The organism is Sodalis sp. C49, assembly GCF_046352915.1.
In the GTDB taxonomy this organism is placed as follows: domain Bacteria; phylum Pseudomonadota; class Gammaproteobacteria; order Enterobacterales; family Enterobacteriaceae; genus Acerihabitans.
On sequence record NZ_CP163303.1, the window covers coordinates 5309737 to 5323574 of the forward strand.

14 protein-coding genes are annotated in these 13838 nt (G+C 60.0%); all 14 read left to right on the plus strand.

Annotated features, from left to right (window positions below; genetic code table 11):
• Positions 1 to 137: 137 nt before the first annotated feature.
• The 14 genes from pdxB to hisP all read left to right on the plus strand — a co-directional run bounded on the left by pdxB (position 138) and on the right by hisP (position 13634).
• On the plus strand, positions 138 to 1274 hold the full coding sequence (gene pdxB, locus ABUK12_RS24105; RefSeq protein ID WP_410014182.1) for a 4-phosphoerythronate dehydrogenase PdxB: 1137 nt from the start codon (positions 138 to 140) through the stop codon (positions 1272 to 1274).
• A 108-nt stretch (positions 1275 to 1382) separates the two neighbouring features.
• Positions 1383 to 2393 (plus strand): aspartate-semialdehyde dehydrogenase, encoded by a 1011-nt coding sequence (locus ABUK12_RS24110; RefSeq protein ID WP_410014183.1) that lies wholly within the window; start codon positions 1383 to 1385, stop codon positions 2391 to 2393.
• A complete protein-coding gene (gene truA, locus ABUK12_RS24115; protein ID WP_410014184.1) occupies positions 2393 to 3214 on the plus strand; it encodes a tRNA pseudouridine(38-40) synthase TruA in 822 nt (273 codons plus the stop codon). The genes ABUK12_RS24110 and truA overlap by 1 nt, the downstream gene beginning before the upstream one ends.
• Positions 3215 to 3254: 40 nt before the next feature.
• Positions 3255 to 3908 (plus strand): DedA family protein, encoded by a 654-nt coding sequence (locus ABUK12_RS24120; protein ID WP_410014185.1) that lies wholly within the window; start codon positions 3255 to 3257, stop codon positions 3906 to 3908.
• A 232-nt stretch (positions 3909 to 4140) separates the two neighbouring features.
• The gene (gene accD / locus ABUK12_RS24125; protein WP_410014186.1) at positions 4141 to 5061 is read left to right on the plus strand and encodes an acetyl-CoA carboxylase, carboxyltransferase subunit beta; all 921 of its coding nucleotides are present in this window, start codon (positions 4141 to 4143) and stop codon (positions 5059 to 5061) included.
• A gap of 11 nt (positions 5062 to 5072) precedes the next feature.
• The gene (gene folC / locus ABUK12_RS24130; RefSeq protein WP_410014187.1) at positions 5073 to 6341 is read left to right on the plus strand and encodes a bifunctional tetrahydrofolate synthase/dihydrofolate synthase; all 1269 of its coding nucleotides are present in this window, start codon (positions 5073 to 5075) and stop codon (positions 6339 to 6341) included.
• Positions 6331 to 7164 carry a cell division protein DedD gene (gene dedD / locus ABUK12_RS24135; RefSeq protein ID WP_410014188.1) on the plus strand — a complete coding sequence of 278 codons (834 nt, stop codon included), beginning with the start codon at positions 6331 to 6333 and terminating at the stop codon, positions 7162 to 7164. Before folC ends, dedD begins: the two co-directional genes overlap by 11 nt.
• A 321-nt stretch (positions 7165 to 7485) precedes the next feature.
• The gene (cvpA, locus tag ABUK12_RS24140; protein WP_410014189.1) at positions 7486 to 7986 is read left to right on the plus strand and encodes a colicin V production protein; all 501 of its coding nucleotides are present in this window, start codon (positions 7486 to 7488) and stop codon (positions 7984 to 7986) included.
• A 21-nt stretch (positions 7987 to 8007) separates the two neighbouring features.
• Entirely contained in the window at positions 8008 to 9525 is a 1518-nt protein-coding gene (purF, locus tag ABUK12_RS24145; RefSeq protein ID WP_162368015.1) for an amidophosphoribosyltransferase, read from the plus strand.
• A 132-nt stretch (positions 9526 to 9657) separates the two neighbouring features.
• Entirely contained in the window at positions 9658 to 10230 is a 573-nt protein-coding gene (locus ABUK12_RS24150) for a UbiX family flavin prenyltransferase (RefSeq protein WP_410014190.1), read from the plus strand.
• Positions 10231 to 10587: 357 nt separating this feature from the next.
• Positions 10588 to 11370: a lysine/arginine/ornithine ABC transporter substrate-binding protein ArgT gene (argT, locus tag ABUK12_RS24155; protein WP_410014191.1), complete on the plus strand. Its 783-nt coding sequence runs from the start codon at positions 10588 to 10590 to the stop codon at positions 11368 to 11370.
• Between the two features lie 75 nt (positions 11371 to 11445).
• Entirely contained in the window at positions 11446 to 12132 is a 687-nt protein-coding gene (locus ABUK12_RS24160; RefSeq protein WP_410014192.1) for a histidine ABC transporter permease HisQ, read from the plus strand.
• Complete coding sequence (locus tag ABUK12_RS24165; RefSeq protein WP_410014193.1) at positions 12129 to 12836, plus strand: ABC transporter permease; 708 nt, start codon at positions 12129 to 12131, stop codon at positions 12834 to 12836. Before ABUK12_RS24160 ends, ABUK12_RS24165 begins: the two co-directional genes overlap by 4 nt.
• A 24-nt stretch (positions 12837 to 12860) precedes the next feature.
• Positions 12861 to 13634 (plus strand): histidine ABC transporter ATP-binding protein HisP, encoded by a 774-nt coding sequence (gene hisP / locus ABUK12_RS24170; protein WP_410014194.1) that lies wholly within the window; start codon positions 12861 to 12863, stop codon positions 13632 to 13634.
• Positions 13635 to 13838 lie beyond the last annotated feature (204 nt).

Genomic DNA, 13838 nt, shown 5'->3' on the forward strand with positions numbered 1-13838 from the left:
AACATAAGCGGGCAATAATAATACGGTATTAATATGTTGTGCCAATCCCGTGCGCGATAGCATTGGGATTTTTCCCCGTTCGGTGGCAAAATATTCCCCCTTTTTAACACGCAGGCCGCTGGCTTCCGGAGTCGGATGTGAAAATACTGGTCGATGAAAACATGCCCTATGCCCACGAATTGTTCAGCCGGTTGGGCGAGGTCGTGCCGGTTGCCGGACGCCAGCTGTCGGCCGCAGCGCTTGCGGGCGCCGATGCGCTGATGGTGCGCTCGGTCACTCAGGTTAACGCCGGGCTCCTGGCCGGCAGCGGCGTGAAATTCGTCGGCACGGCGACCGCGGGCACCGATCATGTGGATGAAGCCTGGCTGGAGCAGGCCGGCATCGCTTTTTCCGCCGCGCCGGGTTGTAATGCCGTCGCGGTGGTGGAGTATGTTTTTTCCTCCCTGCTGATGCTGGCGGAGCGCGACGGCTTTTCCCTGCGTGATAAAACCGTCGGCATTATCGGCGCAGGCAACGTGGGTGGGCGGCTCGATCGCCGCCTTAAGGCGCTGGGCATCCGCACCCTGTTGTGCGATCCCCCGCGCGCCGATCGGGGCGATGACGGGGATTTCCATCCGCTGGCAACCCTGGTGCGCGAGGCGGACGTGCTGACGTTCCATACCCCCTTGAACATGTCCGGGCCTTATCGCACCTGGCATCAGGTGGATGCGGAACTGCTGGCGGCGCTGCCCGACGGCCGTATTTTAATCAATGCCTGCCGCGGCGCGGTGGTGGATAACGCCGCGCTGCTGGCCGCCCTGGAGCACGGGAAAAAAATGCGCGCCGTGCTTGACGTCTGGGAACCGGAGCCGGCGCTGTCGCCATCGCTGCTGTCTCGTGTCGATATCGGCACGCCGCATATTGCCGGCTATACGCTCGAAGGCAAGGCGCGCGGCACCACCCAGGTTTTCGAGGCATACAGCGCTTTTCTCGGCACGCCGCTGCGAGCGCCGCTCGGCGAGCTGTTGCCCCGGCCGTCGGTAGAGCGGGTACGGTTACACGGCGGCCTTGACGAGGCGATGCTCCGCCAGTTGGTCCATCTGGTGTATGATGTGCGCCGCGATGATGCGTCCCTACGCCGGGTGGCGGCCATGCCGGGAGAATTCGACCGGCTGCGCAGGCAGTACCATGACCGACGCGAATGGTCGTCGCTGTGTGTTGAAAGCGATGACGCCGCGGCGGCGGCGACGCTGCGCGAACTCGGTTTTAACGCCCTGCTGGCCGGCGCCCGCTAGACACCCGACCGTACCTATACCCTAACGTGAAGTATGGCGGGTATAACCTTATTGCGCGGGCAGGCTCTGCCTCCCCGCCCCGATGATGCATTGCTTTGGAGAGTTGTTATGTCTGACGGCTGGAATATCGCCCTTTTGGGCGCAACAGGCGCGGTCGGTACGGCGCTGCTGGAATTGCTGCAAGAGCGGCAGTTCCCGGTAGGTGAACTGTTTTTACTGGCCAGCGAGCGCAGCGCCGGTGAAACCCTGCGTTACGACGGCAAAAGCATCCTGGTCGCCGACGCCGCGCAGTTTGACTGGACCCAAGCGCAACTGGCCTTTTTCGTGGCGGGCAGCGGCGCCAGCGCGCTTTATGCTGAACCCGCCGCCGCCGCGGGCTGCGTGGTTATCGATTCCAGCGGCCTGTTCGCACTGGAGCCGGACGTGCCGCTGGTGGTGCCCGGCGTCAATGACGCGGTGCTGGCGGATTATCGCAACCGCAACCTGGTGGCGGTCGCCGACAGCCTGACCAGCCAGCTGCTGCTGGCGGTGAGGCCGCTTACCGACCTGGCCGGCATCGCCCGGCTGCATGTCGTCAACCTGCTCTCCGCTTCCGGCCAGGGCAAGGCGGCGGTGGACGCGTTGGCGGGCCAAAGCGCCAGGCTGCTGAACGGCCTGCCCACCGAGCCGGGCTTCTTCAGCCGCCAGTTGGCGTTTAATATGTTGCCTCTGGTGGCGGACGAACTGGGCAGCGTCCAGGTTGAGCGGCGCCTGGTGGATGAAGTGCGCAAGGTTCTGCAGGACGAGGGATTGCCGATTGCGGTCAGCAGCGTCCAGGCCCCGGTATTTTACGGCCACGCCCAGATGGTGCATCTGGAAACCCAGCGGCCGATGGGCCCTGAGGAAGCGCGCGACGCGTTAACGGCGGGCGAAAGCATCAATGTCAGCGAGGAAGGGGAGTATCCCACCCAGGTGGAGGATGCCTCGGGACAGGCGCACCTTAGCATCGGCTGCCTGCGCAACGATTACGGCATGCCGGATCTGCTGCAATTCTGGTCGGTGGCGGATAATGTCCGCTTCGGCGGCGCGCTGATGGCGTTGCTGACCGCGGAGCTGCTGGTGGCGGAGTACTTTTATTAATGTCCCGGGAAGTATTCGCCGGTCAGCCGGCAACGTCCAGGATAGCGCTGGGCATTGAATATGACGGCAGCCGTTTCTACGGCTGGCAGCGCCAGTCGGAAGTCGTCAGCGTCCAGTCTTGCCTGGAGCAGGCCTTATCCAAAGTCGCCAACGAGCCGATCGCGGTGCAGTGCGCCGGGCGTACCGACGCGGGCGTGCACGCCACCGGCCAGGTGGTGCATTTCGACACCGGCGCGCGGCGCGAAGACTCCGCCTGGACCCTGGGCGTTAACGCCAACCTGCCGCCGGACGTGGCGGTGCGCTGGGTCCGCGCCGTCGCGGGCGAATTTCACGCGCGTTTTAGCGCCACGGCGCGTCGTTACCGCTATATTATCTATAATCATCCTTATCGCCCGGCAATTTTATCCCGGGGCGTGACGCATTATTACCATCAGCTGGATGCGGATATCATGGAGCGGGCGGGGCAATGTCTGCTGGGCGAACATGATTTTACATCGTTCCGCGCCCTGCAGTGCCAGTCGCGCACGCCCTGGCGCAATCTAAAACATCTGCAGGTCACGCGCCACGGCGCTTATATCGTGGTGGATATCAAGGCCAACGCTTTCCTGCATCATATGGTGCGTAATATCGTGGGCAGCCTGATGGAAATAGGCTGCGGCAACCGTCCGCTGGAGTGGATGAACGAATTACTGGAAGCACGGGATCGCGCCCTGGCCGCCGCTACTGCCAGGGCGGAAGGGCTTTATCTGGTGGCGGTGGACTACCCTGGCCAGTTCGATTTGCCGTATCCTCCCATGGGACCGTTATTCCTGCTGGATTGACGGTACTGAACATATCATTTGCGCTTCCGGAATTCTGAACATGGAATTTATAAGATTTATTATTGATTTTATTCTGCATATTGACGTCCATCTGGCGGAATTGGTGGCGCAGTACGGCATCTGGGTCTACGCCATCCTGTTTCTCATTCTGTTTTGTGAAACCGGTCTGGTGGTGACGCCCTTCCTGCCCGGCGATTCGCTGCTGTTTGTCGCGGGCGCGCTGGCGGCTTTGCCGAGCAACAGCCTGGATGTGCATCTGATGGCGCTGCTGATGGCCGCCGCCGCGATATTGGGCGATGCGGTCAACTACACCATCGGGCGGCTGTTCGGTGAAAAACTGTTCAGTAATCCCCATTCCAGGATTTTCCGCCGCAGCTACCTGGACAAGACCCACCAGTTCTACGCGCGTCACGGTGGTAAAACCATTATCCTGGCCCGGTTTGTGCCGATTGTCAGGACGTTCGCGCCCTTCGTCGCCGGCATGGGACATATGTCCTATCGCCATTTCGCCCTGTTCAATATTACCGGCGGCGTCATATGGGTAGTCCTGTTTACCTATGCCGGTTACCTGTTCGGCGATCTGCCGGTGGTGCAGGAAAACTTGAAATTATTGATTGTCGCCATCATTCTGCTGTCTATCCTGCCCGGGGTGATTGAGGTATGGCGCCACAGGCGCGCCGCCGCCCGCAGATAAACGCGCGGGATTTGTCCGCGCCATGGATGATTTGTGAGCGACGGGCAGAGTTTTCTATCCCAACTCGTTGGCGGTTATGGTTTAATGGGCGACATTTTCAAAGGCTCTTCATCGCGCCGTCCAGGCGCGTTGAATAAGGCGGCGGCAAGACAACGACGGACGTCCTGCCGCGCCGCGGCCAAGGTATGAATAGCGGACTGGCGCTTGCCAGGTTCAAACAGAAAGGTTATCGATGAGCTGGATTGAACGAATACTTAACAAGAGCACTATCACCCCGGCGCGCAGGGCGAATATCCCCGAAGGCGTATGGACCAAGTGTGATAGCTGCGGGCAGGTACTCTACCGTGCCGAGCTTGAGCGCAACCTCGAGGTCTGCCCCAAATGCGATCATCATATGCGCATGACTGCCCGCGCCCGCCTGCATGCCTTTTTGGATAAAGGCAGCGAGGTGGAGTTGGGCAGCGAGCTGGAACCCCGGGATATCCTGAAGTTCAAGGACTCGAAAAAATACAAAGATCGCCTGGCGGCGGCGCAAAAGGCCACCGATGAAAAAGACGCGCTGGTGGTAATGAAAGGCACCCTATACGCTATGCCGGTGGTCGCGGCGTCTTTTGAATTCGCCTTTATCGGCGGCTCTATGTCGTCGGTGGTCGGGGCGCGTTTTGTCCGTGCCGTCGAGCAGGCGCTGGAAGACGAATGCCCGCTGGTCTGCTTTTCCGCCAGCGGCGGCGCCCGTATGCAGGAAGCGCTGATATCGCTGATGCAGATGGCGAAAACCAGCGCCGCGCTGGCGAAGCTGCGCGCGCGCCGTTTGCCTTATATTTCGGTGCTTACCGATCCGACCATGGGCGGCGTATCCGCAAGTCTCGCCATGCTCGGCGATTTGAATATCGCCGAACCCAAGGCGCTGATAGGTTTTGCCGGGCCGCGCGTCATTGAACAAACGGTACGGGAAAAACTGCCGGCCGGGTTCCAGCGCAGCGAATTCCTGCTGGAGAAAGGCGCCATTGATATGATTATCCGCCGGCCGGAGATGCGCCTTAAACTGGCGGGACTGCTGGCCAAAATGACCGGCAGGCCGCAGCCGGAAGCGGAACATTCCCATGAGGCGAGGCCTGAGACGATCCACGAAGAGCGTCCGGACGAAGTCTGAGGACGGGGCCTATGGAAAACCTTGTTGCTCCACAAGCCACCTCGCCGCTGGCGGCGTGGCTGCATTATCTTGAACGCCTGCACGCCAAGACCATCGACCTCGGCCTGGATCGGGTAGGCCTGGTCGCCGCCGATATGGCCCTGCTGCGTCCCGCCCCCCGGGTTATTACCGTCGCGGGCACCAATGGCAAAGGCACCACCTGCCGGCTGATCGAGGCGGTATTGCTGGCCGCGGGATTCAAGGTCGGCGTCTACAGCTCTCCCCATCTGCTGCATTATACCGAACGGGTGCGCATCCAGGGGCGGGAACTGCCCGAGGCGCAGCACAGCGCGGCCATGGCGGCGGTTGAAGCGGGGCGCGGCGCCACTTCCCTAAGTTATTTCGAGTTCGGCACCCTGGCGGCCTTTTGGCTGTTCAAGCAGGCACGGCTGGACGTGGCGGTGCTCGAGGTCGGCCTGGGCGGGCGGCTGGATGCCACCAATATCGTTGATGCCGATGTGGCGGTGATCACCAGCATCGCCCTTGATCATACCGAACTGCTGGGGCCGGATCGCGAGAGTATCGGCCGGGAAAAAGCCGGTATCCTGCGGGCGGGCCGCCCGGCTGTGGTCGGCGAACCGGATCGACCCGCCTCAATCGACAGCACGGCGCTCGCCGTGGGCGCGCTGCTGTACTGCCGCGATCGCGACTGGCGCTTCAGCCGGGACGGCGATACCTGGGACTGGCGCGACCAGCAGTCGGCGCTGACCGGATTGCCGCTGCCGCTGATTCCGCTGGAAAATGCCGCCACCGCCCTTGCGGCGCTCCGGCGTTTTCCCCTGCCGGTCTCCGACCAGGCCATCCGCCGGGGACTCGCCGAGGCGTCCCTGCCGGGCCGTTTCCAGGTCGTCGGCCAACGGCCGCTGCGCATCCTGGATGTGGCGCATAATCCACACGCCGCCGGGTATCTGGCGCAACGGCTGGCAACCCTGAAAATCCGGGGGAAAGTGCGCGCCGTGGTGGGCATGCTGGCCGACAAGGATATTGCCGGCACCCTGGGCTGCCTGCGCGGGCAGGTGGCTGAATGGTATTGCGCCACCCTGATTGATGCGCGCGGCGCTACCGCGGCGCAGCTGGCGGCCCATCTCGATCATGCCCGGCAATTTGACGATGTGGCCTCGGCCTGGCGACAGGCGTTGCAGGATGCCGACGCCGATGACTGCGTGCTGGTGTTTGGTTCATTTCATACCGTGGCGCCGATCGTTGCGATAACAGACCCGGAGAAAGAACGTGGCGAGTAAGTTTCAAAACCGCTTGGTGGGAACCATCATCATCGTCGCCTTGGGGGTTATTGTCCTGCCCGGGCTGCTGGATGGCAAAAAAAAGCACTACCAGGACGAGTTTGCCGCTATTCCCCTGGTGCCTAAACCCGGCGACAGCGACGAGGCGGATGCCTCGCCGCAGGCCAACCAGGCCCTGCCCAGCCAGCCGCCGGAAGGCGCGGGGGCGGCGGTAGAGCAGGCCAGCCAGGCGCCGGATGCGGACGACTCCGACACGCCGGATGCCCCGCAGCCAGCCGCGCCGCCGGTGAAAGCGGCGCCTAAGGCCCCGCCGCGCGAGACGGTAAAAGCCGCACCGGCCAAACCCACCACCGCCGCGCGCCAGGAGCCGGTCAAACCCACCGCGCGACCTGAGCAAGCCAAACCCGTCGCCGCGCCCGCGCCGCGCGTGGAGCCGGCCAAGCCGGCCGCGAAACCCGAGGCCCGCACGGAAATCGCCGAGGCCAAACCCGTCGCGCCGCGCACGGAAGCGGCCCCTGAAGCCAAACCGGTCGCCGCGCCTAAGCCGGTGGAAAAGGAAACCCCGGAACAGGCGCCACAGGGACAAGCCTGGGTAGTGCAACTCGGGGCGCTGAAAAACGCGACCAAGGTAACTGAAATTGTCGGCAAGCTGCGCTTGTCCGGTTACCGGGTCTATACCGTGCCGTCGACGCCGGTGGCGGGGCAGATTACACGCATTTTCGTCGGGCCGGACGCATCGAAGCAAAAGCTGCAAAGCTCGCTGCCTGAAATGAACCAGCTCAGCGGCCTGAGCGGCCAGCTGCGGGCTTACCAGCCCCGGTAATAGATATGCGGCAGGCCCGCTCGCACCGTCCTTGCACAAGGCGCGTTAAAGGGAGAGCGTGCCAATGGGGTCGAATCGGGCGTGGTGTTCCCGCCCGACCGAGCGCCCCATGGCGCGGTAGGCCCGCTAGCACCGTCCTTGCACAAGGCGTGTTAAAGGGAGAGCGTGCCGTCGCCGGCCTATCTTCCTGCGGCGATTGGCTTTTTTTAATCGCCGTTATTTATTTAACTTTGGGCAGGAATTCCGCTGCGCAAACGTTTTCGTTTTCTGATAGAATTCGCCGCGAACCAGCTTCGGGGCGGATGACCAAGGGATGCATGCATGATCTGGGTTGATTACGTCATTATTGGCATCATCGTATTTTCTGCTCTGATAAGTCTGATTCGCGGGTTTATACGTGAAGCATTATCATTAGTGACATGGGCATGTGCGTTTTTTGTGGCCAGCCACTATTATGTTTATCTTGCTATCTATTTTACCCGCTTTGAAGATCAGCTGGTTCGTAACGGTATCGCGATTGCCTTGCTGTTTGTGGCTACCCTGATCGTCGGGGCAATCGTCAACTACGTGATTGGCTCTCTGGTGGAGCGGACCGGTTTATCCGGCACCGACCGCGTGTTGGGCGTCTGTTTCGGCGCACTCAGGGGCATACTGGTCGTATCGGCCATGCTATTCTTCCTGGATACCTTCACCGGCTTCTCCCAGAGCGCGGACTGGCAGCAGTCCCAGCTTATACCGCAATTCAGCGGTATTATCAGATGGTTCTTCGACTATCTGCAAAGCACGTCGAGTTTCTTACCCAAGCATCTCACGCTTCGGTAACGCTGATGAGGAAATGACATTATGTGCGGTATTGTCGGTATCGCCGGATTTATGCCGGTCAACCAGTCGATTTATGACGCGTTAACGGTGCTCCAGCACCGTGGGCAGGATGCCGCAGGCATCGTCACCATTGATGCATTGGATTGCTTTCGCCTGCGCAAAGCCAATGGCCTGGTGAAGGATGTATTTGAAGCACGCCACATGCAGCGTTTGCAGGGGAACATGGGCATCGGCCATGTACGTTACCCCACCGCCGGCAGTTCCAGCGCCTCCGAGGCGCAACCCTTCTATGTCAATTCCCCGTTCGGCATCACCCTGGCGCATAACGGCAACCTGACCAACGCCCACGAATTACGCAAAAAATTATTCGAAAAAGGACGCCGGCATATCAATACCACGTCCGATTCGGAAATCCTGCTGAACATCCTGGCCAGCGAACTGGACCGCTTCCCGGACTACCCGCTGGAAGCCGATGATATCTTCGCGGCGGTTGCGGCCACCCACCAGCAGATCCGCGGCGCCTATGCCGTGGTCGGCATGATTATCGGCCATGGCCTGATTGCGTTTCGCGATCCGAACGGCATCCGCCCCCTGGTTATCGGCAAGCGCACCCTCGCCGACGGACGCAACGAATACATGGTGGCTTCCGAAAGCGTGGCGCTTGATACGCTGGACTTTGAGTTCCTGCGCGACGTGGCGCCGGGCGAGGCGGTGTATATCACTGAAGCGGGCCAACTGTTCACCCGTCAATGCGCCGAAAACCCCCAAAGCCATCCGTGCCTGTTCGAATATGTCTATTTTGCCCGCCCGGATTCCTTTATCGATAAAATTTCGGTCTACAGCGCCCGCGTGCGCATGGGGCAAAAACTGGGCGAAAAAATCGCCCGCGAATGGGAAGACCTGGATATCGACGTGGTGATCCCCATCCCGGAAACATCCTGCGATATCGCGCTCGAAATCGCCCGCATCCTCAACCTGCCTTACCGCCAGGGTTTTGTAAAAAACCGCTACGTGGGCCGCACCTTTATCATGCCCGGCCAGCAGGTGCGCCGCCAATCGGTACGCCGTAAACTCAACGCCAACCGCGCCGAGTTCCGCGATAAAAACGTCCTGCTGGTGGACGACTCCATCGTGCGCGGCACCACGTCCGAACAGATCGTGGAAATGGCGCGCGAAGCCGGGGCGCGTAATGTCTACCTGGCCTCCGCGGCGCCGGAAATCCGTTTCCCCAATGTCTACGGCATTGATATGCCAAGCGCCACCGAACTGATTGCCCACGGCCGCGAAGTGGACGAAATCCGCGCGCTGATTGGCGCGGACGCGCTGATCTTCCAGGACCTCGGCGACCTCGAGGCGGCGGTGCGGGAAGATAACCCGGATGTGGTACAATTTGAATCCTCGGTATTTAACGGTATTTACGTCACCAAGGATGTCGACCAGCGTTATCTCGACTATCTTGAATCGTTACGCAACGACGACGTCAAAGCCGTCCAGCGCCAAAACGAAGTCGAAAACCTGGAGATGTATAACGAAGGGTGAGGGGCGCAACCCGCACCGATCCCCCGGCGGTTAACCGGTAGACGATATATGCACCCGGGCGGTAACACGCGCCGGGTGTTTTTATTATGGGCGGCGCCGATCCATCCGGCGTCCGCGACAGGGAGAACTGACATGAAACGACTGATCGTCGGCATTACCGGCGCCAGCGGCGCCATTTATGGCATCAGGCTGCTGCAGGTGCTTAAGGCGCAGGACGGCATTGAAACCCATCTGGTGCTGAGCAACGCCGCGCGCCAGACGCTGGCCCTTGAAACCGATTACAGCGTGCGCGATTTGCAGGCCCTGGCGGATGAGTTCCACGATTGCCGCGACATTGCCGCCAATATCAGCTCCGGCTCCTTCCACACCGCCGGCATGGTGATTCTGCCCTGTTCAATGAAAACCCTGTCGGCCATCGTCAACAGCTACAGCGACAGCCTGCTCACGCGTGCGGCCGACGTGGTGTTAAAAGAGCGGCGCACCCTGGTGCTGGGCGTGCGCGAAACGCCGCTGCACGTGGGCCATCTGCGGCTGATGACCGCCGCCGCGGAAATGGGCGCCGTCATCATGCCGCCGGTGCCGGCGTTTTATCACCGTCCCGTCACCCTGCACGACGTGGTCGACCAGACCGTCAACCGGGTGCTGGACCAATTCGATATCGCGCTGCCGCAGGACCTGTTCCAGCGCTGGCAGGGCGCTAACTGACGGTGAAAATCCTGCCGGATTTATTCGCGGGATGTGAAGCCGCCGGCATTTTTATAGGTTGTTTCCAGCATAGCGACGCAACCTGATGGCGCGTTCTGATAACATTGCACCAATAGTGATCAGGCTGTGTTTTTTTATGGTGCAGCCGCCCCGCGGCACCCGCCCTGACGCTATGCCCTCAGGCTGGAAACGGCGCGGGTTCGCCCCGGCCCGGGTAGTAAATAAGCAGGTCAGCCGGTTTTGTGCGCAGGTGGTCGGGCTATTGGCCACTTGCGCTGAAATGGCACGAAAAGTGCAACTCATTCCGCTGAAAACATCACGGTGTGTGCCTAATTAAAATTATTCCGAGGGTAATGTATGAATAAGCTGGTTAAAGTCCTTCCTCTGGTATTTGCTCTGGCCGCTGCCGGCAGCGCGTATGCCGCCGTGCCCAAAAATATTAAAATCGGCACCGATCCCACCTATGCGCCGTTCGAATCGAAAAATGCCAGCGGCGAACTGGTCGGTTTTGATATTGATCTCGCCAAAGAGCTTTGCAAACGCATCCAGGCTAAATGCACCTTTGTGGAAAGTGATTTCGACGCCCTGATCCCCTCGCTGAAAGCGAAAAAAATCGACGCCATCATCTCCTCGCTCTCCATTACTGAAAAACGCGAACAGGAAATCGACTTTACCGATAAGCTGTATGCCGCCAATGCCCGCCTGATCGCCAAGGCCGGCACCACCATTACCCCGACCCTGGATGCCCTGAAGGGTAAACGCGTCGGCGTGCTGCAAGGCTCCACCCAGGAAGCCTATGCCAACGCCAACTGGGCGCCGAAGGGCATTGACGTCGTCGCCTATGCCAACCAGGATCTGATCTATGCCGATCTGGCCGCCGGCCGTGTCGACGCCGCGTTCCAGGATGAAGTGGCCGCCAGCGAAGGTTTCCTGAAACAGCCTGCCGGTAAAGGCTATGTCTTCGCCGGTCCGGCGGTTAAAGACGATAAATTCTTCGGCGTCGGCACCGGCATGGGCCTGCGTAAAGATGAAACCGATCTGAAGGCCGCGCTGAACAAAGCCTTTGCCGAGATGCGCAAAGACGGCACCTACGATAAATTTGCCAAGCAGTATTTTGATTTTGACGTGTACGGCGGTTAATCCTGTCATTTTGTGTTTGCCCGCGCCTTGCGCGGGCGAATAGTTGTTATCCTCCGCCAGGACAGGATATGATCGATGCTTTATGGTTATTCGCAACTCATCATTAACGGTGCCCTGGTTACCCTTGAGCTGGCGCTTACGTCGGTGGTGCTCTCGGTAATCATCGGCCTGATCGGCGCCGGCGCAAAACTTTCCCGCAGCCGTACCCTGGCAGGCATTTTTGACGGCTATACCACGCTCATTCGCGGCGTACCCGATCTGGTGCTGATGCTGCTGATTTTCTACGGCCTGCAAATCGCCCTGAACAGCCTGACCGAAGCCATCGGCATGGACCAGATTGATATCGACCCCATGGCGGCCGGCATCATTACCCTTGGTTTTATCTACGGCGCCTATTTTACCGAAACCTTTCGCGGCGCGTTTATGGCAGTGCCGCGCGGCCAGATAGAAGCGGCCACCGCCTTTGGTTTTTCCGGCGTGCAGATTTTCCGCCGCATCATGTTTCCGGCCATGATGCGTTTCGCGCTGCCCGGTATCGGCAACAACTGGCAGGTTATTCTCAAGGCCACGGCGCTGGTCTCGCTGCTGGGCCTTAACGATGTGGTCAAGGCCACGCAGCTGGCCGGCAAGGGTACTTATCAACCCTTTTATTTCGCCATCGTGGCGGGGGTGGTCTACCTGATTTTCACCACCTTGTCCAACGGGGTGCTGTTATGGCTGACCCGGCGTTATTCCATGGGCGTTAAGAAGGCCGAGTTATGATTGAGATCCTGCGGCAATATGGTCCGGCTTTGTTATGGAGCGACGGTTATCGTTTTACCGGACTGGCGGTAACACTGTGGCTGCTGATTTCTTCCGTGGTTATCGGCGGGGTGCTGGCGGTTTTTATGGCGGTGGCGCGCGTGTCGCCGCGTCCCTGGGTGCGTTTCCCGGTCTGGCTGTTTACCTATATCTTTCGCGGTACGCCGCTGTATGTGCAACTGCTGGTATTTTATTCCGGCATGTACAGTCTGGAGATTGTGCGCGGCACGGATATGCTTAACGCTTTTTTTCGCAGCGGCCTGAATTGCACCATACTGGCGCTGACGCTGAATACCTGCGCCTATACCACTGAAATCTTCGCGGGCGCCATTCGCGCGGTGCCGCACGGCGAAATCGAGGCGGCGCGGGCCTATGGGTTCACCTGGTTTAAGTTGTACCGTTGCATCATCCTGCCCTCCGCGCTGCGTACCGCCATCCCGGCCTACAGTAACGAGGTGATCCTGATGCTGCACTCCACCGCCCTGGCCTTTACCGCCACGGTTCCCGACGTGCTGAAGATTGCGCGCGACATCAACGCGGCGACCTACCAGCCTTTTTATGCCTTCGGTATCGCGGCGGTGATTTACCTGATGATCTCTTTTGTGCTGATAGGGCTGTTTCGCCGGGCGGAAAAACGCTGGCTGCGCCACGTTAAGCCGCAATAATCCCATTACGCGCAGGATATGACTATGCAAGATACCAAACTGTTGATTAAGGAACTGCACAAGCGCTACGGCGATCAGGAAGTCCTGAAAGGGGTTTCGCTGGAGGCGCGCGCGGGGGATGTTATCAGCATTATCGGCTCCTCGGGGTCGGGTAAAAGTACGTTTTTACGCTGTATCAACTTCCTGGAAAAACCGAGCGAGGGGTCGATAAGCGTCAATAATATCGATATCCATATGGTGCGGGATCGGGACGGGCAGTTGAAAGTGTTCGATAAAAAACAGCTGCAGCTGCTGCGGACCCGGCTGACCATGGTATTCCAGCATTTTAATTTGTGGAGCCATATGACGGTGCTGGAAAACGTGATGGAAGCGCCGGTGCAGGTGTTGGGATTAAGTAAGAGCGAGGCGCGCGAGCGGGCGGTGCTGTATCTGGATAAGGTGGGCATTGACGCGCGCGCCCAGGCGAAATATCCAATCAATCTGTCCGGCGGGCAGCAGCAGCGGGTGTCCATTGCGCGCGCGTTGGCGATGGAACCGGATGTGCTGTTGTTTGATGAACCGACCTCCGCGCTGGACCCCGAGCTGGTGGGCGAGGTGCTGCGTATTATGCAGAAGCTGGCGGAAGAGGGTAAAACCATGGTGGTGGTGACCCATGAGATGGAGTTTGCCCGGCATGTGTCCAATCACGTTATATTTTTGCACCAGGGGGTTATCGAGGAAGAGGGGACACCGGCCGATGTGTTCGGGAGCCCGAAGAGCGCCCGGTTGCAGCAATTCTTGTCCGGCGCCCTCAAATAGGCGCGCTCTTCCTTGAACACGACTGCTTTGAGAGCGGTGTTGGCGGGCCTACCCTGCCATGGGGCCTCGGTCGGGCGGGAAAACCACGCCCGATTCGACCCCATAGGCACGCTCTCCCTTGAACACGTCTGCTTTGAGATAAGTGTTGGCGGGCCTACCCTGCCATGGGGCCTCGGTCGGGCGGGAAAACCACGCCCGATTCGA

What these genes read in the sequence shown, in the direction of transcription:
- ABUK12_RS24110 (WP_410014183.1), top strand. Translation starts at nt 1,383, where the DNA reads ATGTCTGACGGCTGGAATATCGCCCTTTTGGGCGCAACAGGCGCGGTC.
- truA (WP_410014184.1), top strand. Translation starts at nt 2,393, where the DNA reads ATGTCCCGGGAAGTATTCGCCGGTCAGCCGGCAACGTCCAGGATAGCG.
- ABUK12_RS24120 (WP_410014185.1), top strand. Translation starts at nt 3,255, where the DNA reads ATGGAATTTATAAGATTTATTATTGATTTTATTCTGCATATTGACGTC.
- accD (WP_410014186.1), top strand. Translation starts at nt 4,141, where the DNA reads ATGAGCTGGATTGAACGAATACTTAACAAGAGCACTATCACCCCGGCG.
- folC (WP_410014187.1), top strand. Translation starts at nt 5,073, where the DNA reads ATGGAAAACCTTGTTGCTCCACAAGCCACCTCGCCGCTGGCGGCGTGG.
- cvpA (WP_410014189.1), top strand. Translation starts at nt 7,486, where the DNA reads ATGATCTGGGTTGATTACGTCATTATTGGCATCATCGTATTTTCTGCT.
- purF (WP_162368015.1), top strand. Translation starts at nt 8,008, where the DNA reads ATGTGCGGTATTGTCGGTATCGCCGGATTTATGCCGGTCAACCAGTCG.
- ABUK12_RS24150 (WP_410014190.1), top strand. Translation starts at nt 9,658, where the DNA reads ATGAAACGACTGATCGTCGGCATTACCGGCGCCAGCGGCGCCATTTAT.
- argT (WP_410014191.1), top strand. Translation starts at nt 10,588, where the DNA reads ATGAATAAGCTGGTTAAAGTCCTTCCTCTGGTATTTGCTCTGGCCGCT.
- ABUK12_RS24160 (WP_410014192.1), top strand. Translation starts at nt 11,446, where the DNA reads ATGCTTTATGGTTATTCGCAACTCATCATTAACGGTGCCCTGGTTACC.
- ABUK12_RS24165 (WP_410014193.1), top strand. Translation starts at nt 12,129, where the DNA reads ATGATTGAGATCCTGCGGCAATATGGTCCGGCTTTGTTATGGAGCGAC.
- hisP (WP_410014194.1), top strand. Translation starts at nt 12,861, where the DNA reads ATGCAAGATACCAAACTGTTGATTAAGGAACTGCACAAGCGCTACGGC.